21 protein-coding genes are annotated in these 17,321 nt (G+C 58.5%); 6 read left to right on the top strand and 15 right to left on the bottom strand.

All coding sequences use genetic code 11. From position 1 onward, the window contains the following. Positions 1 to 31 precede the first annotated feature (31 nt). From ACIQXM_RS04675 to ACIQXM_RS04705, 7 genes are all read right to left on the bottom strand, one after another. The gene (locus ACIQXM_RS04675) at positions 32 to 583 is read right to left on the bottom strand and encodes a GNAT family N-acetyltransferase (RefSeq protein WP_400928306.1); all 552 of its coding nucleotides are present in this window, start codon (positions 581 to 583) and stop codon (positions 32 to 34) included. Positions 584 to 849: 266 nt separating this feature from the next. After that, positions 850 to 1,368: an RNA polymerase sigma factor gene (locus tag ACIQXM_RS04680; protein WP_400928309.1), complete on the bottom strand. Its 519-nt coding sequence runs from the start codon at positions 1,366 to 1,368 to the stop codon at positions 850 to 852. Between the two features lie 2 nt (positions 1,369 to 1,370). Beyond that, positions 1,371 to 1,967 carry a hypothetical protein gene (locus ACIQXM_RS04685; protein ID WP_400928311.1) on the bottom strand — a complete coding sequence of 199 codons (597 nt, stop codon included), beginning with the start codon at positions 1,965 to 1,967 and terminating at the stop codon, positions 1,371 to 1,373. Positions 1,968 to 2,124: 157 nt separating this feature from the next. Continuing rightward, positions 2,125 to 2,565: a cytidine deaminase family protein gene (locus ACIQXM_RS04690; protein ID WP_400928314.1), complete on the bottom strand. Its 441-nt coding sequence runs from the start codon at positions 2,563 to 2,565 to the stop codon at positions 2,125 to 2,127. A 184-nt stretch (positions 2,566 to 2,749) separates the two neighbouring features. Further along, positions 2,750 to 3,205 carry a cytidine deaminase gene (locus ACIQXM_RS04695; RefSeq protein ID WP_400928317.1) on the bottom strand — a complete coding sequence of 152 codons (456 nt, stop codon included), beginning with the start codon at positions 3,203 to 3,205 and terminating at the stop codon, positions 2,750 to 2,752. A gap of 161 nt (positions 3,206 to 3,366) precedes the next feature. Next, on the bottom strand, positions 3,367 to 3,690 hold the full coding sequence (locus ACIQXM_RS04700) for a hypothetical protein (protein ID WP_400928319.1): 324 nt from the start codon (positions 3,688 to 3,690) through the stop codon (positions 3,367 to 3,369). A gap of 317 nt (positions 3,691 to 4,007) precedes the next feature. After that, positions 4,008 to 4,184, bottom strand: a complete 177-nt coding sequence (locus ACIQXM_RS04705) for a hypothetical protein (protein WP_400928322.1) — start codon at positions 4,182 to 4,184, stop codon at positions 4,008 to 4,010. An 814-nt stretch (positions 4,185 to 4,998) separates the two neighbouring features. Here ACIQXM_RS04705 and ACIQXM_RS04710 point away from each other — a divergent pair. Both ACIQXM_RS04710 and ACIQXM_RS04715 read left to right on the top strand, forming a co-directional pair. Then, entirely contained in the window at positions 4,999 to 6,036 is a 1,038-nt protein-coding gene (locus ACIQXM_RS04710; RefSeq protein ID WP_400928324.1) for a hypothetical protein, read from the top strand. A 243-nt stretch (positions 6,037 to 6,279) separates the two neighbouring features. Beyond that, positions 6,280 to 7,290: a hypothetical protein gene (locus ACIQXM_RS04715; protein WP_400928327.1), complete on the top strand. Its 1,011-nt coding sequence runs from the start codon at positions 6,280 to 6,282 to the stop codon at positions 7,288 to 7,290. Between the two features lie 124 nt (positions 7,291 to 7,414). Here the strand turns inward: ACIQXM_RS04715 and ACIQXM_RS04720 are convergent, their stop codons facing one another. The 4 genes from ACIQXM_RS04720 to cynR all read right to left on the bottom strand — a co-directional run bounded on the left by ACIQXM_RS04720 (position 7,415) and on the right by cynR (position 11,689). Next, positions 7,415 to 7,891 carry a hypothetical protein gene (locus ACIQXM_RS04720; protein WP_400928330.1) on the bottom strand — a complete coding sequence of 159 codons (477 nt, stop codon included), beginning with the start codon at positions 7,889 to 7,891 and terminating at the stop codon, positions 7,415 to 7,417. Between the two features lie 1,809 nt (positions 7,892 to 9,700). Then, positions 9,701 to 10,039 carry a hypothetical protein gene (locus ACIQXM_RS04725; protein WP_400928333.1) on the bottom strand — a complete coding sequence of 113 codons (339 nt, stop codon included), beginning with the start codon at positions 10,037 to 10,039 and terminating at the stop codon, positions 9,701 to 9,703. After that, complete coding sequence (locus tag ACIQXM_RS04730) at positions 10,036 to 10,500, bottom strand: type II toxin-antitoxin system Phd/YefM family antitoxin (protein WP_400928335.1); 465 nt, start codon at positions 10,498 to 10,500, stop codon at positions 10,036 to 10,038. The genes ACIQXM_RS04725 and ACIQXM_RS04730 overlap by 4 nt, the downstream gene beginning before the upstream one ends. A 232-nt stretch (positions 10,501 to 10,732) precedes the next feature. After that, positions 10,733 to 11,689 (bottom strand): transcriptional regulator CynR, encoded by a 957-nt coding sequence (cynR, locus tag ACIQXM_RS04735; RefSeq protein ID WP_400928337.1) that lies wholly within the window; start codon positions 11,687 to 11,689, stop codon positions 10,733 to 10,735. A gap of 123 nt (positions 11,690 to 11,812) precedes the next feature. Between cynR and ACIQXM_RS04740 the strand changes: the two genes are divergently transcribed. The 4 genes from ACIQXM_RS04740 to ACIQXM_RS04755 all read left to right on the top strand — a co-directional run bounded on the left by ACIQXM_RS04740 (position 11,813) and on the right by ACIQXM_RS04755 (position 14,322). Further along, positions 11,813 to 12,400 carry a carbonic anhydrase gene (locus ACIQXM_RS04740; RefSeq protein ID WP_400928339.1) on the top strand — a complete coding sequence of 196 codons (588 nt, stop codon included), beginning with the start codon at positions 11,813 to 11,815 and terminating at the stop codon, positions 12,398 to 12,400. Between the two features lie 82 nt (positions 12,401 to 12,482). Beyond that, positions 12,483 to 12,953 (top strand): cyanase, encoded by a 471-nt coding sequence (gene cynS / locus ACIQXM_RS04745; RefSeq protein WP_400928341.1) that lies wholly within the window; start codon positions 12,483 to 12,485, stop codon positions 12,951 to 12,953. A gap of 512 nt (positions 12,954 to 13,465) precedes the next feature. Next, entirely contained in the window at positions 13,466 to 13,933 is a 468-nt protein-coding gene (locus tag ACIQXM_RS04750; RefSeq protein WP_400928344.1) for a GNAT family N-acetyltransferase, read from the top strand. An 11-nt stretch (positions 13,934 to 13,944) separates the two neighbouring features. Next, positions 13,945 to 14,322, top strand: coding sequence for a GNAT family N-acetyltransferase (locus ACIQXM_RS04755; RefSeq protein WP_400928346.1), 378 nt, complete (start codon positions 13,945 to 13,947; stop codon positions 14,320 to 14,322). A gap of 220 nt (positions 14,323 to 14,542) precedes the next feature. Here ACIQXM_RS04755 and ACIQXM_RS04760 read toward each other — a convergent pair whose 3' ends face one another. The 4 genes from ACIQXM_RS04760 to ACIQXM_RS04775 all read right to left on the bottom strand — a co-directional run bounded on the left by ACIQXM_RS04760 (position 14,543) and on the right by ACIQXM_RS04775 (position 17,299). Further along, entirely contained in the window at positions 14,543 to 15,106 is a 564-nt protein-coding gene (locus ACIQXM_RS04760; protein WP_400928349.1) for a hypothetical protein, read from the bottom strand. A gap of 457 nt (positions 15,107 to 15,563) precedes the next feature. Continuing rightward, positions 15,564 to 16,124: a hypothetical protein gene (locus ACIQXM_RS04765; protein ID WP_400928352.1), complete on the bottom strand. Its 561-nt coding sequence runs from the start codon at positions 16,122 to 16,124 to the stop codon at positions 15,564 to 15,566. 154 nt (positions 16,125 to 16,278) lie between these two features. Beyond that, a complete protein-coding gene (locus ACIQXM_RS04770) occupies positions 16,279 to 16,899 on the bottom strand; it encodes a hypothetical protein (protein ID WP_400928354.1) in 621 nt (206 codons plus the stop codon). A 175-nt stretch (positions 16,900 to 17,074) separates the two neighbouring features. After that, on the bottom strand, positions 17,075 to 17,299 hold the full coding sequence (locus tag ACIQXM_RS04775; RefSeq protein WP_400928357.1) for a hypothetical protein: 225 nt from the start codon (positions 17,297 to 17,299) through the stop codon (positions 17,075 to 17,077). Between the last annotated feature and the right edge of the window lie 22 nt (positions 17,300 to 17,321).

A 17,321-nucleotide genomic window follows, 5' to 3' on the forward strand; every position in this document is an offset into this window, starting at 1 on the left:
CAAATGGATCGAATAACTCTCTTGGTGATGGTTAGTGAGTTAGCGTCAAAATTTGTTCAGGGGATAACACTCGGTCGGCATACAGCAACATCATTGCCCCTGGGTCAGGGTCATAGTTGTCCGGCCCCTCCCATTGTTTGTGAAGCCCCAATCGTTCGATCGCACGTTGGGAGCGCGTGTTGCGCTTCGCGACAACAGCCGTTACGGGAAAGTCTGGACGTGTCACCTGTGCATATTCGATGCCAGCTGTGGCGACTTCCTGAGCGTAGCCGCGCCCCCAGCTCTGGGGTCGCAGACTAAAGGATAGATTCCACGCGCTGGCTGTCAGCAGCTGACAGCCACCCATGCCGACCAGCTCGCCCGATGAGACGCCTTCCAAGGTTTCCAGTACCCACAATCCGTGCCCATGCTGTTGCCACTCAGCGATCCGGCGTTGGAGGACTGCTTGTGTATGTGTGATCGAGTTGTGAGCGAGCATTGGGTCACATTCAATGAGACGAGTGTCTGAGTACATCCGAAACAGCTCGTCCGCATCGCTAGGAACAGGTCGACGCAAGGCCAACCGACCACTTGAAGTTCGCAAGACCTGTTCGATGTTGGCTCTCCCTTTAGGCGTCTCTTCTTAAATCTGTACGGTGTCCCAGTATGGATCCCTGAATGCTCACAGTGTTGATCGTCCAGGACCCTGAGGATCACGTCCTCGCTCTTTCCAGTAGTCGTCCCGTTGGCCTCGAACAATCGAGACAAGGCAAACCACGAGGGTGACAGCTGCTACGACCTGGACTGCGACACCAATCCACCACCACGAACCAGCGCCATCATCTAGTGCCCTCGTCACGACGGCAGCCACTACGGTTGGTGTGCGAGATGCTCTTCGAGTTGTGTTCGGAGCGCCAAGCGAGCACGGTGGTATCGACTGCGAACAGTCCCTTCTTTCATCCCAATTATCCGGCTCACCTCGACCAACGAGAATCCGTCCCAATGAACCAGGCCAATAATGTCCTGGTCGATCGGGTCCAGCCCCGCAAGGGCGCGGTGAAGGGAGTCGTGTTCGACGGCTTCGGCGAAACCGGAACGCGGGGTTGTTGACAAGATGTTTCGTAGACGGTCGGAGACGGCTCGCTGTCGAATCGCCCGCCGTCGATGATGCATCAGCACATTACGGCCAATGCCGAACATCCACGGTCTAACTTCTGCGTCATCAGTGGGCAGGGATGACGCCCTCCGCCAAAGGATCAATAGTGTCTCTGCCAGCAGGTCGGCTGCGTCGTGGGACTGATCTACACGCCTCGCGAAGTATGCAAGTAATGCGGGCGCATGCTCTCTTGTGGCGTTCTCGACACGCGCCGCACGGTCCTCGGTACCCATGATCACTCGGCTTCGGGAGCGCAGGTCATGCCCCAGGCGTCGACGGCACGTTCGGTTGTCGGCTCACCTATGCCGAGCCAGTAAATCCCCGGGAAGGTGTTGCTAGTGAAGCGCTGCAGCACAGGAGCAAGACTACCCACGACGCGTATTTCTCCTTCTGGATCGTCAGGTGGAGTGTCAGCTGCGTCGTAGAGCTGCTGACCCAACCCGGACCAGTCGTGAGCCTGGATAGCGGAATCGAGCTGTGTAACGTCTTCTCGGCCGGGGTTGCGTAGCTCAATCCATACCCGGCATGTTTCTGCGTGGCCCGTCTCGGTCATCCAAGTCACCGGGATTGGCTCGATATTGCGCACGTTCTCAGGAGGCATGCTCACGCCGCCCCAGTGAAACATCGCAACGGTCGCCGTGCCCGCTCCCGCTGTCAGCGCTACGGCGGCACTTGCGATCACCGGAACCGCCCAACGGGAGCGCAGAGATCTCCCCTTCCTGAGCCGGTGCCTCGCGGTCGCTTCCGCGATGTGTCGCGCTTCGAGTTCTGCCACTTGCGGCAGGGGCTTCGCCATCGATGAGAGCTGGTAATCGAGATCTGTGGGATCCATCACGCCTCCTAAGTGTTTACCTACTCATTCCCAGCGCGAACCGAACCGTTGCACAATCACCTGAGAACTTTTAGAAACATATCGAGAGGACGCCCGTGTACGATCCCTGAATGGGCACAAGACTGGTGCGCGTCAAGGGCCGTCCGTGAGCTTTCAGCTAGACCTGTTCGGCGTGATAATCGAAGGCTAGCGGTAGCAGGTCGCTGGCAAGAACGCTCACGAGCCCCTCAGGCGACGGCACGATCACACGCACCTCAGGGTAGTGATCGGCGAGGATTTGCCGATCCCGCCCACAAGGGCTCTTCACGCCACGGCCATGGTTCCCCACTGCAACAATGTGTGTCAGTTCTGTAGCTCCCGCGGCGCGGGCAGCTCCGAGCGCGACCAGCTCTGCGCAAGGCCCACCGGTGAAGTGATAGAGGTTCACGCCCGTGAATATCCGCCCGTCCGCGGCTCTCACGGCAGCACCCATGGTGTGTATGCCGTCTTCGCCAGGACCGGCGTCGGTGGCCGCATCGATAGTTTCCCTCGCGTGGTCGACTAGTACCAGCTCGATCTCTGAAATGATCAGCGCGGATGGAGGCAGCGGATTTGTCATATCGCGATCGTAGAGACTTCACCGGGTTCGACCAAGTCAGTATCCGTTAGCTGATCCTCCCTTGGGACACGTGGCCGCCCGAATGATTGGATAGCTATCGGTATCGGGCTTCACCCACAGCGCAGGTCGCCGAAAACACCGAGCGCGAATTCCCTTCGGGAGCTAGCCCAGGTCGGCAGCGTGTTCACCAACCGACCAGTTCTTCGGGAAAAGCCAACATCCAGTAATGCGGGAGAGCTGCCCTCAGAGTGATCCATTGGACCTCTTTCACGTCAGTTGGTTGAGGGGCGGCTACCAGTACGTCCGCGCCGTGGACCGCTAACCGCTCAAGACAGACCCCACAGGGGCTCAGCACGCGAAAAGTGCCTTCGGGGTCTCTATGTAGGCACACCGAGGCGACTACCGGCTGGCCCAGCCGGAAGGCATCGCAGTACGGGCCGACCTCGTGGCAGAGATTCACGGTGGGATTGGTCGCATCTGGAGAGGTTCCGGTGAGCACAGTCCCGTCGGCCAATAGCATTGCGGCAGCGCCGCGATGTGACGGCTCAGGGAACCTGACCTCGATTAGTTTCCTGCAGGCAGCGACTGCAGCGGAGAGCGCGGGTTCGGACGGCCTGACCTCGGGCACATTGTTTTCCATTCGCTAATACTCACAAGGAGACATACAGAAACCAAGCCACACACGTGCGGCGTTGAGGCTCACTGAGCGGGGCATTCGGAGGGACGCCTACGACAGAGTCCCGTAGCCGATCCCTCAGCGTGCGCAGTTGACCGATGCGATTGGTTGACCGCAACGTCCCCTCAGATCGGGACGAAGGTGGCGATATGGACAGATTCTCCGGCGTTGTGATTCCTTCCGAGCAGCCGGATAAGGTCACTCTTGCGCGGACTGGTGAAAGGACCCAGGGGCTCCTCCTGCATCTCAACGAAGAGCTCAAATCGACGTCCACGAGCGTGTTCTTCTATCCACTGGTACACCTCCGTCAGATCATCGACTTCACTCAGGATGTAGGCATCGAGCATCCAGCCGCGAGGCGGTGATGCTTGTTCCCAGAAGTTGACGCGATAGAACGGTGAATCGACGGTGTATCGGTTTTCGGCATGGACAGTCTCAGATATGCGCATGCTCTACACGGTAGACATCTAGGTGGTGGCACGTGACCGATGGCCGGAGAACGTGATTCAGTCGCAACAGAGAAAATCCCTAAGCGGATCCCGTTGGAGGACGCCTAGAGGCCCCTTCGGTCATGCTCTTCGGCCACCAGCCGCTGACCACCATCGATGCAGACCCGGTTATGTCCGCGATGGCACGTCGGGCACTCTGCAGTTGCTGACGGTTTTGAGTTTCTAGCTAATGTCGCCTGTAGCAGACAGGCTCCGAGCTGTTGGCTGAGGGAGCGAAACGAACCTATGTCTGTCCTGGCTAAGCAAAGCCGCCAGATTTAGCATCCGGCCTGGCTATGGAAGGCACGGGCGTCGGAGAAGAACTCATTGGCACCTGATGATCCGCAATTGCTGGAAATTAAGTAGCTGTAGCCGACGGCCGCTACAGCGAGACCGACGAGGGTAATGGCGAGCAGGATCCAACGGGCATGCCTACGGTTGATGTGATCGGTCATTGGTCTCCTTGGTCGGTGGATTCTGTCCGTTCGGAGTGCTACACCGTAGCAGCACCGTGCATAGTGGCCCGCAATATTATTCGCGCATCCACCTGTGTCAGGAGGATGCGCATCGTTTTTATGTCCGTAAGCCGATCGGTTACAAGACACTCGCACCAATCCCAGAGTCTCTATCTCTGGTGCAAAAGCGACATGCTACGGCCCCTCACCGTATGGACGTGACTGGATGGAAAGGCACCAACTTCTGAGTAGGGTGGGGTGATGACAACAGGACTCTCGCGTGTTTTGGCGGCCGCCACAGCCGTTGTACTGGGGGCACTCCTGCTGATCTCGATACTGGACCAAGCGACTGAGGCAGACCTGGGGCTGTGGATCAGGTCGCTCGCAGCAGCCCTCGGGGTATTTATCCTGATTCGCGTACTATCCGGTATCCGTTCTTGGCGTTCGAGGATTGCCGCTCCAATTATCGGTTCAGTGTCCGTTCAATCAAGAATCTTCGGCTTCGCTCCGGGAGGCTCAATGGTTGAGTCTTCCAGCGGACCAACCGCCACAACATCTCATGTGGAACCTGATGCAGATCTTCGACGGAGTCGAGGTGCGGATCCCGAATAACGAGCCGACGCTCTGGCTGAAGACTTGTTGGGTTTGCGAGCCACGCGGCCAAAACACTCCGAATGCGCCATCTGCTGGCGTCGAAATGAGGAAAGGTGGCGTGCACTAGGGCACCGGCTAACGGGCAGCTTCCCTAGCCCGCTGCGATGGATGGAGCATTGATGCAACGGACGTGGCTAGCACTGGGCCTTAGGGTGTAGTGATGACGGTCCGAATAGACGAAGCCCAAACCATCTCCTCTATTCTCGACGGACTGGATGATGCGGGCGTGCGGACGCTTATCAATGATGCTGATGAAGTGGGCATCGGCATTGGGGGAACAACTAAAACAGTGCGCATCGGTGAAACCACTGTCTTCGTGAAACAGCTCCCACTGACAAGCATCGAAGAAACGGATCCAACCGCCACTACGAGCCGGCTCCAACTTCCCTTCGTTTCCCACTACGGGGTAGGAAGCCCTACCCATGCGGTCGGACGGGAATTGGCAGCACACCAGGTGACGTCCGAATGGGTTCAAACGGGAGTGGTGGATTTCTTTCCGCTTCTGCTCGGTTGGCGCGTCGTTAATCTGAAGTGCGAGGCAGACCTTAGCGAGTTCGACGGCGATGCTTCTCCCCGTCAGTGGGGCCCATATTGGACTCAGGTCCAAAGCAAGCTCGATGCTATGAGGGACGCGTCCAGAAGCATGGTGTTCTTCCTTGAGTACGTGCCCGAGACTCTTGGCGCCTGGGTGCGCCGTAGCCTGGTGGAGGGTACCGGGGCAACCGTCTTTCCTGAAGTTATCGACCAGCTCCTGAAAGCCACGGCATGGATGAACAGCCAGGGTTTCCAGCACTTTGACGTGCACCCGGGAAATATCCTCATCAAGGACGGCAGGCTGCTCTTCACGGACTTCGGCTTGGCGCTTCACCGCGACTTCGAACTCACTGCAGAGGAAGAAGCATCTATGCCTACCCATGAAGGCTTCGACCGTGATTCTGCCCTGATGCACCTGTTTCACTGGACGTTATTTGAACTCGGCTACACCTCCGGCCCAGAGCGCCTGGACCTACTCGGTGCTGCCGCAGCTGACGCAACCACCCCCGTGCTGGACCCGGTTCGAGCCGCCCTCGGGGACGGTACTGACCTAATGGCGGAATATGCGAGTGTCGCTGTCGATATGACCGAGATGTTCCGAGCCCTCTCGCAAGATGCTCTGGCAGTGCGATACCGACGCCCGTATGCCTCAAGGCCAAGATAGATGACCCGGTGAGTGACCGGCTTACGGAGGACGTGTTCGACTGCGAGCTACGCCATGCGTGATGATGATTCCATGGGGAAAAAATCACGTCGACCATCCCGTCGGAATCGTCACGCGCTTGAATCCAACAGTTTCGGACTGACAGTCACCGTTGGGGCCAGCCCGCGCGTGAAGAGTAGTGGTCAGCCAGCATTAGATAACGAGTTGCGACTACTGCGTAGTTCACTCCTATACGCGGATCACGTGAATCTGATCGCACCCAGCGCGGCTTGGATGCGTACTTTCTCTCCATTGCTCGACACGGACCCGGAAGATCCATTGCGAACGATCGCGGATCTACCGGCTGTGACATTGGAACGCTTGGGAGTCGAGGCAGTGACGCCCCAACAGTTCAGCGCCGCGATGCGCGCGCTAGGCGCTAGACCCAATGATGACCCGTTGCGCCAACAGGCCGAGGCTCTGTGGCGCCCAGCGATCATGAGTTTTAGGCAACAAGCAGTAGAGGTATTCGACAGTCATGAGGCGCTGGAACTGGACATGGCGTTAGACGCAGGTTTTGTCACTCTCATTAGCGACGGAAGTCGTCTGGAGGACAGCACTGCTGAACAAGTCAAATGGTTCCGCGACCGCCTCACGCAAGCACTGGCTGATTCCAGCTCATCAGTTCTTCTAGATGAGGTCACCACTGAATTCTTGCGTGAGGCAGGAGGCTATGCCGATGGGTTGCCTGCGGTCGTTGACGACCGATCTCGTCGGACGGCCGTCGGCGCAGGTTTGGTTGAGCGGCTACCCACCTTTCCAGACGCCCCTATGAGTCACATCCTGGAAGCCCGCGAAGAACTGGGCGAGGACAGAGCCGCGTATAGAGAGGCGGTGAAGGAGCTAGCCAGTAAGCTTCAGTCTTCGGCTCTGGAAGAAACTCTTTCAAGCGAGATTGACGAATTGTGGCACGATGCAGTTCGCCCAAAACTGGAAGACCTGCGCAAAAGTGCTGCGGCGACGCGTGTGGGAGCGGAGACGGCCAAGCGACTGTTCACGGAAGGATACGGCCTGCCGACATTGCTGGTGGCTGTAGCAAACTTCACCGACCTCGCCGCAGCACTCCCTACTCCTGCTGCTGCGTTGGCAGCCGCAACCCGCGTCGCAGCTGCAGGTGCCCAGGAAGCGTTCCGAACTCGCGCCACGGTGCGACGACACGACCTTGTATACCTGCTTGACGTCAATACGAAACTCAGCAAGAAGGCACGTCGCTGATGGATCCCAGATCGGACGCCAGAGCGTCCGAGGAACCACCCCTCAGCGGGCGCTCTGAGTTGTCCACTCAAGGATGACCAGTTGAAGACCAAGCCGAGCTGGAAAGTCGTGAGGCGCAGGTCGATCAGAATTCATACATTATGGCCAGGTCATCAGATAGCAGCACCGTGTTCGGGAGATCGCGCAGTGCCTCGGCGTCAATTGAAATTCCTCGCAGTCGTGCGGCCTGCGCGTAGTGTTCCCACGGAAATGAACCGGGCTCGCTCGCATCCGCTTGCACCAGCGTGAGAACTTCTGAGATCACGTCAGCTGCGGAGCGTTTCCAGGAGACGGCCTCGATCCGCCCAAGCTTGAACGTGGATACTCCACGATCCATATCTAGACGAATCATCGATTCGTCCGATAGGCGCAGATACTGGGTCATTTTCATGTTCATTGATGGTCTGGAGTTTCCTGGAGTCGGATCATCAAGTTCGCAGATGATGACCAGGCCGGTGACCGAAAGGCGGGAAATGTCGAACGGCAGGCGCTGGACGGGCTCTGTATGGGCCGCTCCTCGTCGGATCGGTCCATACTGGGGCGACTCATCGTTATCTGTCATGTTGTAGAACAGCTTAGGTCGCAGCTACCGGCACGACCATCTCATGATGGTGTCCGTAAGCCGGCGGGCATACGGGGCTGGTCGGAGAACAAGAGGTGTCGCGCCGGTCGATCCTTATCCGGCTACCAGGATGGCTAGGTGGCTACCGGTCACAGTCTTCTTGTGATCGTGCTAACGGGCAGGATCTTATTTCCATTCAAACAAAACTCCAGTTAGGAATAGTGCGGCACCTACCAGCAGACTTCCCAATATTATGGCTGCAAACTTTGCGCCCTTATCCTCATCTAGGATCGCTCGACGGCGAACTATTGTATACACGGAAGCTCCGATCGAAATTGTGATCAAAATTGCACCGAAGGTAATTAGGATAATCATAGTTATTATTATCCATGCCGTTGCTTTGAGCGCATCCGCGGCGGCCCGGCGGACGAAAGCCTGGGGCAGGCCCTAACGGATCGACCCAGCCAGAGCCCTGATTGGGACGGGTAAATAGGAGTTAGCTCAATTGACGAGGGTCACCATCGGGGACGGTTTTGTTATGGATCCTTATCTGGGACATTTACTGACTTCCGATCAGAAAAATTCCTGGGTGGGAGAACTAACGTGGATTTCCATGAAGATGTGCCCGTGTCTCCCGTTCTAGGGTGGCTGCGCGCCCGATCAAAGCCCAGAAGCTCCCACCAATGACGATCGCAGGCAGACTTAGAAATAGCGATAAGGAGTAAAGAATTTCTAGATTCGCGGACTCCGCGCTCGACGATGCGTCAAGCCTGCCCTGGACCGTCACCAGGACGACCCACGCGATGACGGCAAGGCCCACCATCCACATGTATCGCACCCAGGCTCGCATGCCGGGTTCCCTCCAGAGAACGAGGAGCCCGACGATTAGAACGCCGGCTGGCAACGCGGCGAATCCTACGATGAACCAGATGGCTTCCATTGAATTCATAGTTCACCATATCTATACCGGTCTGCAGGCGACGTTTTCCTAGTGCCCGCATGCCGGTCCCTCCGCGGGACGCTTACATGTTTATTCAGTCGTCCGGGGTCCGACCTGGAGTCAACAAAAGCAGGGGCAGTCCATTCAGATTCTTTCCAACTCTAGTTCAGTCCTAGGGGTCGATCTGGCAGGCGATTCCCGCTTAACCAGCAGCTGGATCACTAGTCCGGTCAGCATAAGGAATAGACCGAACGGGCCCCAGAAATTCGAGATGGCGACCATCGTAACAGTGCAGACGACCGCTCCGGCGAAGAGTAGTGCGGCGCTCAGAGCCACCTGACCCTTTGTTATTCGGACAACTCTGATTATCTCCTTGTTCCGTGCGGCTTTGCGCCCATTCATGACCATACCCAGCACCGATAGAGCGCCCACGAATATCGGGCCCCTGCCCCCGAAGGGAAGCGCACCAGGTGCTAACGCGATGCACAGCGCCGCGAAAGCGAGCAGCCCGGCACCTGCGTCGCACTGGCGCACTGTAAGCCTAGTATTCATTGATGCTGCCGTCTTTGCAGTTGCGTAGCAGGTGCGTAAATGTGTTCGATTTCCTCGGTTCGGGCTGCCAAATACTCACGTATACCTTCTTCTCCTCATTCAGCGGATGATGGCATCAGATCGCCATAGCCAAGCAAACATCCGCCGATTCCTCCACAGTGGCGCACCCATGCGCAGTCTGCCAATTGCTGGCAGTGGGCCGTAAGCCGATCCTTCACCGGTACACCCTCCACTGCCGGCAGGCTTTGCGTTCATTCCGCGCATCCACCACAGCATCCGAGGGGCACCATAACCTAGCGCCCCAAACTTCTAGGCGATTACTTCGTGCTGTTCGGGTGGTGAGTATGGACGTCTGTAAGGACCACTGACCGTTCATCCACGTAGAACCAGATCCGGGCTCCGCTGCTCAGTTCGTACTGTCGTCTCCGGTGCGTCTTTCCGGCGCGGGTGATGAATTCCAAGTCTCCCTTCATACCGTGACAGGTCGTGTCATCTGCCAGCGGATCGACAGTAAGACGTTCCCAGGCGGCCACGACAGCGTTGCGCTGGGTGGCCAGAACATCCGTCCAACCCTTTTGGGCGTTGCTCGTGCCGAAAGTGATCTGGTACTCGCTGCGCCGCAGCGGGCGGGGTACGGATGTTTGCCGCGGACTCATCCGCGGGGATCTTCGACGGTTCCTGGTTCATCCAGCCAATCAAGCTCGTCGTCATGCGTGTAGCCGGCAGCGACAGCCTCGGCAGTGGCTTTCCACTCGGCGAGAACAATAAAGAGCCGGTCAAAACTGGAAATCGCGGCACAGGCACGGGAAACCTCCACGATTTCCGCCGCGAACGCCTCTCGCTGTGCCTCGGGCAGGAAACCCAGCCAGGGGAAGGGGCCCAACAGGCGAGATGTGAAGCTTTCCTCCCCTGGAGCCAGCGAGGCTGCCACCAAGTGGGAGGCGAGCCGGAGGGCTTCGTGCTCACGCTCGACAATGCGGGAGGGAAGCAGGGTCAGCGGTTCCCCGTCGCGCCGGGTAATCGTGACCGGACCTTGGTCGGCGGCGCGGAAGACCTGTCCCGGGTTGCGGGACAGGTCAGATGAAGTCGCCGTCCGGGAGGTGGCTATAGTACTCATGTCTTCATTATTCTGAATATGTTCAGAATAAGCAATCGTCCAGTCGCGCAACGCAGGTGATTGTGCAACGGTTTGGGTCGGGCTGGGAATGAGTAGGTAAACACTTAGGAGGGCGCCTACGGTGTCTCAAAGGGGTGCAATGGCAGGGCAGGGGACTTCGCTGCCCCGTGTTCCTGGCGGGCCCGGGTCCGCGTCCGTCGTCGGCCAGCCACTCGCCGTCGGCGGCGGCTTCTCAGTTCACCGGCACTCTTCCGTTCACTGACATTGCGCCTGCACCGGACCCGCGGGGCGGCGGGGCGTAATCGCGCCGGGCAACCTCATGAGCGAGATCTGAAAAGGCCCGCGCGGCGGCACTTTGATATGCGTCCTGCCGGAACAGCAGGGCAGCCGTCCGCGACGGCAGGGGCGGATCGAGGGCAATGGGAACAAGCGCGGTGTGATCGTGCGTAATGGCGTCCGGCAGAACCGTGGCCAGCGGGCTGCGCTTGACGATCTCGGCCAGGGCTTGAATCGAGTTCGCTTCCACCGTGATTTTCGGCTCGATGCGGTGCTGCGCGAGATAGGCATCGATATGGTTGCGGGTGGCAAAATCACCGCTGAGCAGCGCCAGACGAATGTCCTGCAGGGCCCGCACGGGCAAACTTGTCGCGGCAGCCGGTGATTCCGCGGCGCGGATGACAAGGCTGAGGGTTTCCGTGAAGAGGGCCGAGGTGCTGATGCCGGCCGCGGGACTACCGGCAAACGCGATTCCCACATCCAGGTCGTCGGTGACCAACGCGTCCTCGATCCGGTCCTGGGTCATCTCCGTGACGGTCAGGCCGATGCCGGGATATCGGGAGTGGAACTGTGCGGTCAGCGGTCCGATCAGGTACGCGGTGAACGTGGGGGTCGCGCCCAGCCGCAGATGGCCGCGGGAGAGCTCTTCCACGTCATTCAGGGCGCGGTCGGCCGCGGCCAGGTCAAGCAGGGCCCGGCTGGCATGGTCGGCATACACCTCCCCGGCGTCCGTGAGCCGAACAGTGCGTCCGCTGCGGTCCAGCAGCTGAAAGCCCACCAGCCGCTCCAGCTGCTTGATCTGCTGCGAGAGGGTGGGCTGCGAAACGCGCAGCTCTTCGGCCGCATGCGTGAAATTCGCATGGTCGGCAACAGCGAGCAGATAGCGCAAATGACGGAGTTCAACAGTGGCCATTTCCTAACTATAGATGCCAACAATGGACTTCATGCATAACACCTCTTGGACTCTATAGGCGTAGCTGGGGCAAAGTGAATGTTGCCAGCCCAAAAGGGTCGGAAAGCACTGAAGGAGCAACACATGCAGGTCCTTACTGACGGAATCAACCGTTTCCAAAAAAACGTGTTCCCGGCCAAGGCTGAACTCTTCGCCCATTTGGCCACCAGCCACACGCCGAGCACACTGTTCATCAGCTGCTCCGATGCCCGGGTCGTGCCGGAACTCATCACCGGCACCGAGCCCGGCGAGCTCTTCGTCATCCGCACCGCCGGCAACCTGGTGCCCGCCTTCAGCCCCGAAGCGGACGGGATCGCGGCAAGCATCGAATACGCCGTCACCGCACTCGGCGTCCGGGACATCATTGTGTGCGGACACTCAGCCTGCGGCGCGATGACAGCGCTTGCCCTGAACCAGGATCTGAGCGGCGCTCCTGCAGTCGCCAAGTGGCTGCGCCACGCCGACGCTTCCCGGGCCCGGACTTCCACGGCCGGCGACGTTTCCGCCCTGGTGGAACAAAACGTCCTCGCGCAGCTCGCAAACCTGGCAACGCACCCCTCGGTGGCCAAAGCGATGGCGGCGGGCAAGATCACCCTGCACGGGTGGGTCTTCGACATCGCCTCCGGCGGCGTCACGGACCTGACCGAATCCTCCGTCGCGCTTTCAGCCTAGTTCCGTCCCCCAAAAGGCCCATTTCTCCCCTCCACGCTTACTTACCGGTGGCGTGGTCCATCACAGAAGAAAGATCCACATCATGCTGCACTCCCAGTTCGACCCCGCTGCCCGCCAGGCACTCGCCATCGCCGCCGTTGACTCCAAGACCCGGAAAGACCTTTCCTGGCAGCAGGTCGCGGACGCCTCGGGGCTCTCCGTCGCTTTCACCACGGCCGCCGTCCTTGGCCAGCACCCGCTGCCGGAAAACGCCGCAAAGGCAGTGGCTGAGCTCCTGGACCTGGACGAGGACGGTGCCATGCTGCTCCAGGCTGTCCCCACCCGCGGCTCGATCCCCGGAGGCATCCCCACCGACCCCACGATCTACCGCTTCTACGAGATGCTCCAGGTGTACGGGACGACCCTCAAGGCCCTGGTGCACGAGGAATTCGGCGATGGCATCATCTCGGCGATCAACTTCAAGCTCGACGTGAAGAAGGTCGCCGACCCCGACGGCGGCGAGCGCGCCGTCATCACCCTGGACGGCAAGTACCTGCCGACCAAGCCGTTCTAATCCATTTATGCGCCGGCACCCAGCCGGCGACCAGCAGGGCAGGTCGGAGGAATTCCTCCGACCTGCCCTGCTGCGCGTCCAGGGCCCGACGGCGGCGCTATGCCCGGCCGGGTGTGGTTACCGCCGTCATCCTTGCGGCGATTTCCGTGCTGCAGCGAACGGGCCTCGGGTGGCCCTGGATAGTCCTGATCGGTCGTCATGGTTTTCGCTGTGCTGAACACAAGGGTGCAGTTCTTCGAGCCGGCTGCTGCCACTGGTCGCGGCGGTGCTGAGGTCGCGTTCTGTCCCCGGCGCCGCCGTGCTCCGGGGTACTACTTCGACGCGAGCAGTTCCGTCGGGTCGATGACCGAGTCCCGGCACAGCGACCAGAAAGCGCAATGGAATATCGGTCCACGGTAGGGGGGCGGCGAGATGACCCGGTGGATGGCCGCGGTGGAGTACAGCCTGTCTCACACGCTCTCCGTGAGTATCTCGGTAACGGCTTTTGCCGCTCCTGCTGTCAAGCTGATCGCATGACTCTTCAGCTCATTCCAATCAGCGCCCAACAATTCCCTGCCTGGATGGAACGAAGCCGCACCGAATACGCATCTGATCTCATTACGACAGGCGAATCCCCGCAAGAGGCACATCGGCAAGCTTATGAGAGTCTCGAAGCCGCGTTTCCTGAGAACCTTCCAACCATTGATAATGCCGTGTTCGATGTTCTTGACGGTACTGGCATAACCATTGGCTACCTCTGGGTTGGAACTGACAGTTCTGAAGATCATCGCTCTTGGTGGGTGTGGGACATGGTCGTTGAGGAGGAGCATCGCGGCAAAGGGCTAGGCAGGAAGGCAATGAAGCTAGCCGAAGACTACGCACGTTCCCAAGGCGCCCACACTCTTGGACTCAGCGTTTTCGGATTCAACCACGGCGCCCGAGGCCTCTACGAATCGATGGGTTACGAAATAGTGACCACGAAAATGAAGAAGCACCTCTAAACCTTGAATCTGTGCTCCATCGAAGGATCTTTCGACGGGACGCCAGCGGCTTCTTCAATTACGGCGTGGCCACAGTCCTTGGGTGCTCACTGGACGGAGATTTGTTCGCCACCGCGATGGTGGGGCACGACGGGCACCGAGGCTGGGTCTATTACCTCGCGGTCGCCCCTGACAGGCAGGAATCCGGATTGGGGCGCTCGATGATGGAGGCCTGTGAACAATGGTTGATTGACCGCGGTGCTATAAAAGTGCAGCTCATGATCCGCAGCGACAATAGTCCGGTTATCGGGTTTTATGACCAGCTCGGATACGAGCTCTCAGACGTTCAGGTGAGGGCTAAGTGGCTCAAGGCTGATGCTCACGCCCACACAGGTTCGGCTGCCCTCTGAGGGATGGGCGCTAAGGGAGGGCCTAGCGAGGCGATGCAAGACGAAGAGTCCCACCGGTCTATGTATATCGAACGCGCTTTCGGCCCTGATGGGCGTCGACGCTGGCTCGCGGCGGACACGGTGAAACCTATGAAGTTTGATACTCGTCGTACTCGCCGAAAATTCTGCTCCTGGCTCGAGAATACTTCTCAGCCGGCACATCCCTTCGAATGAGGACGAGTTACCGGATCTCGCTCACGTGTTTGCCACCGCCAGAGAAGTGATCGATCAGTGCTTCAAGCTTCACCCGCCGCCGGCGAACCCATCTCGGATACCAAATTGCGGTGGCGGCGAAAATCCCAGTGACAAGAACCCAGAACCAAGGGTAGTCAGGGTTCGTCACAGCCAGGAAGATGCCCATCACCGTGAACCCGCCGAACAGGAGAGGCCCCGCCCAAGCCATGATTCGCTCGGTTCGGATCGCTCGGTGCAACTTCGGAACCCAATCGTCGGCTTCCGCGTCCCCTGGTAGGTTGCCCGATGCCAGGGCTCGCTCGAAGTTGGTCGCAGTAAGCGACCCCGGCGGCTTTTTGCTATCTCTGCGACTCTGCCACCGGACAGTCAAGAATCCGGCAGCAGCAACCACTACACCGGCGAACACTGCACCTACAACGTGTCCTGGCCTCACCTGCTCACCGGTGAGTAACTTCTCACCGAGCGAATAAAGTGCGTACAGAGCGGCGGCGACGAGGAGGAGAACCCATTTGGGCGTGCGCCTGAGCGTTCTAACCCAGAACTCCTTCATATGACTCTCCTCTTGATTCCGATTCTGCTATCAGGTCCATCGACCGGCTCAGCAACCGATGATGATTCTGCGGCTGTATGTTGCTCGTTTAGCGTAAGCGTGTGGTGCGTTTTTCAGGGGATCCGATGGACATCGAAATCTTCTGGTGAGACCCAACTACCGTTCTAGCGTCGTCAAAGAACCCCCAATGGGAAGTGGGGGCGTTGGCTATAGCATTCGGCCCCGGTTTTTACGCAAGTAACGACCAATGCGGACCGTGCCGACAAACATCAAACTGCATAACACTGCTAGAGCTACGACGAGAACCACTGCGCTCTGCCATCCGGCCGGTACCGGCGGCGGCTCTGCATCACCTGATCCTAAAGAAGTAGGGAACATAAGGCGTACCAGCTTTCCGGGGTTTCGAAGATGCGCTGCCATCCGGACCCATCAAGGGGCCCTCCAGCGTTATGGAAGCCTAGAGCAGCTCACCGTAGACAGTCACGGTGTATTCGGTATCTTCAGGGACTTCAATCCGTAAGCTCACTATCGGGCCATTATCGAACGGAACGGTTCCGTGGTTGAGAAAACCCGGGCCGCAGCTATCGCTACCGTACGAGTACTGCTCGGCATCGGTTTCTGTTCCTGCTCGAACTTCGTAAGGAGCGTCGTTGGCGCACGTCACAAATATGGTTACATTGCTGTACTTGGAAGTGGCTAACTTGGTGAAGTCCTGTGTACCTTTTCCTGAATACTGACCTACAAGTTCAGAGGCCCGAATGACGGCCGGTATTCTGTCGGGGTATTCCTCATAATATGTAACGGGGTTAGCAATAAGAATGGGTGACCCAGAAGGGCTGGGTTCAGAGTCTGGTCCCGACTGAGCGACGCTGGGAGTTGATGCAATCTGAGCCTCGTTGATATCGTTGCCACTGCACGATACAAGTCCGGTGGATAATCCACCTACAAGTGCCAGGCGCACCAACCGTGAAATATTATCCGTGTGTGTGACGAAATTTTCACCAACTGGTCGTTTCATCGTATCAACTCCATCCGAGCGTTCCCGCCAGTAGAAATTTCCAATTATTTCGGAAATAATTCCACTTCAGGGATAGGTTAGCCAAAAGATTAGCGTAAATATGTTGGGTAAATATCAAACGACGCGGTTGGTTGTAAAGCGTTTTATCAAGCGGTCAATCGTCGGCACTCGGCGGCAGATCATCTCGATCAGCTCTCACTGACATAGTGTCGAGGCGGGGATCTTTTATCAGTTGCCGAAAGATGGGCGGCTCGGCGGCCACGATCAATGAGTCCGGATACAGGCGGCCGCCCCATGCGAGACGCCGTCCGGCATCCCACGCGAACTCAGGGATTCTTCGCCCGGCCTTCACATCGTCAAGACTGAGGCGTGCCTGAAAGTATTCCTCACCGAACACTCGCCTGGGAGAGCGTGTGTGTGGTGCTTCGCCGTAGCCCATCCAACGAAGACATTGGAGCTCGACAACGCCAATCGCTTCACGAAGAGCGTTCGCGGTTTCTTCATCCAACACACCCATGCAGGAGACGAGACCGCGCACGGAAGGCTGCTCCTCGGCGATGCCGGCGGTCGCTTCGAACCAATCCAGAGAGGCAGAGTGATCTTCTACCGAGACGTACCGGGACCATCGCACAATGTTTTTGCCCTCATCGAAAGTGGGATCTCGAAAAGGAAGGTAAAGGCGCAGCATCGATAGGCCACGATGCGTTGACGGGATGAAATCGCGGGCGTGAGTGGCCCACCCTGTTTCTTCCAGGCCGGTGCTCTCTCCTCCCATCCTGGAATCTTAGCTGGGCGGGTGTGTCATGTTCAGAAGACGAGTCCCTAGATATCAGGAGTGGTTACTGGTCTGAATTGTCAGAAGTCCTCTGCTGAGCGTCTCAGAAGGAGCCCAGCAAAGACAGCTCTGTTCGGAGGGGAACGTCAGGAGGGACACTGCGGACCGGCCAAGGTCATTGTCTCTCGGCCTTGCCTGATTCCGGAGGATCGGGTGATTCTTGATTCTCCTCGCGAGCGAAGATCTCACGGCGCACCTCACGGGCTTCAATCAGATTACTGATCGCGAAATAGCTCAGAGCAACACCGGCAGGAATGGCCCCTGCCCACCAGATGTCTGGGAATACTTGCGGCAAAGTTACATAAGCCAGAAAACAGAGAGAGAACATCCAGATCTTCATTGACCTGCGAACCATAAAGATC

It is taken from the genome of Arthrobacter sp. NPDC097144 (assembly GCF_044762205.1).
In the GTDB taxonomy this organism is placed as follows: domain Bacteria; phylum Actinomycetota; class Actinomycetes; order Actinomycetales; family Micrococcaceae; genus Arthrobacter_B.

Bases quoted from the DNA above. Each gene is read 5' to 3' on its own strand.
- ACIQXM_RS04705 (WP_400928322.1), bottom strand. From the start codon at position 4,184: ATGACCGATCACATCAACCGTAGGCATGCCCGTTGGATCCTGCTCGCC.
- ACIQXM_RS04750 (WP_400928344.1), top strand. From the start codon at position 13,466: ATGACTCTTCAGCTCATTCCAATCAGCGCCCAACAATTCCCTGCCTGG.
- ACIQXM_RS04685 (WP_400928311.1), bottom strand. From the start codon at position 1,967: ATGGATCCCACAGATCTCGATTACCAGCTCTCATCGATGGCGAAGCCC.
- ACIQXM_RS04765 (WP_400928352.1), bottom strand. From the start codon at position 16,124: ATGAAACGACCAGTTGGTGAAAATTTCGTCACACACACGGATAATATT.
- ACIQXM_RS04695 (WP_400928317.1), bottom strand. From the start codon at position 3,205: ATGGAAAACAATGTGCCCGAGGTCAGGCCGTCCGAACCCGCGCTCTCC.
- ACIQXM_RS04700 (WP_400928319.1), bottom strand. From the start codon at position 3,690: ATGCGCATATCTGAGACTGTCCATGCCGAAAACCGATACACCGTCGAT.
- cynS (WP_400928341.1), top strand. From the start codon at position 12,483: ATGCTGCACTCCCAGTTCGACCCCGCTGCCCGCCAGGCACTCGCCATC.
- ACIQXM_RS04680 (WP_400928309.1), bottom strand. From the start codon at position 1,368: ATGGGTACCGAGGACCGTGCGGCGCGTGTCGAGAACGCCACAAGAGAG.
- ACIQXM_RS04690 (WP_400928314.1), bottom strand. From the start codon at position 2,565: ATGACAAATCCGCTGCCTCCATCCGCGCTGATCATTTCAGAGATCGAG.
- ACIQXM_RS04760 (WP_400928349.1), bottom strand. From the start codon at position 15,106: ATGAAGGAGTTCTGGGTTAGAACGCTCAGGCGCACGCCCAAATGGGTT.
- ACIQXM_RS04710 (WP_400928324.1), top strand. From the start codon at position 4,999: ATGACGGTCCGAATAGACGAAGCCCAAACCATCTCCTCTATTCTCGAC.
- ACIQXM_RS04720 (WP_400928330.1), bottom strand. From the start codon at position 7,891: ATGACAGATAACGATGAGTCGCCCCAGTATGGACCGATCCGACGAGGA.
- ACIQXM_RS04740 (WP_400928339.1), top strand. From the start codon at position 11,813: ATGCAGGTCCTTACTGACGGAATCAACCGTTTCCAAAAAAACGTGTTC.
- ACIQXM_RS04775 (WP_400928357.1), bottom strand. From the start codon at position 17,299: ATGAAGATCTGGATGTTCTCTCTCTGTTTTCTGGCTTATGTAACTTTG.
- ACIQXM_RS04730 (WP_400928335.1), bottom strand. From the start codon at position 10,500: ATGAGTACTATAGCCACCTCCCGGACGGCGACTTCATCTGACCTGTCC.
- cynR (WP_400928337.1), bottom strand. From the start codon at position 11,689: ATGGCCACTGTTGAACTCCGTCATTTGCGCTATCTGCTCGCTGTTGCC.
- ACIQXM_RS04770 (WP_400928354.1), bottom strand. From the start codon at position 16,899: ATGGGAGGAGAGAGCACCGGCCTGGAAGAAACAGGGTGGGCCACTCAC.
- ACIQXM_RS04725 (WP_400928333.1), bottom strand. From the start codon at position 10,039: ATGAGTCCGCGGCAAACATCCGTACCCCGCCCGCTGCGGCGCAGCGAG.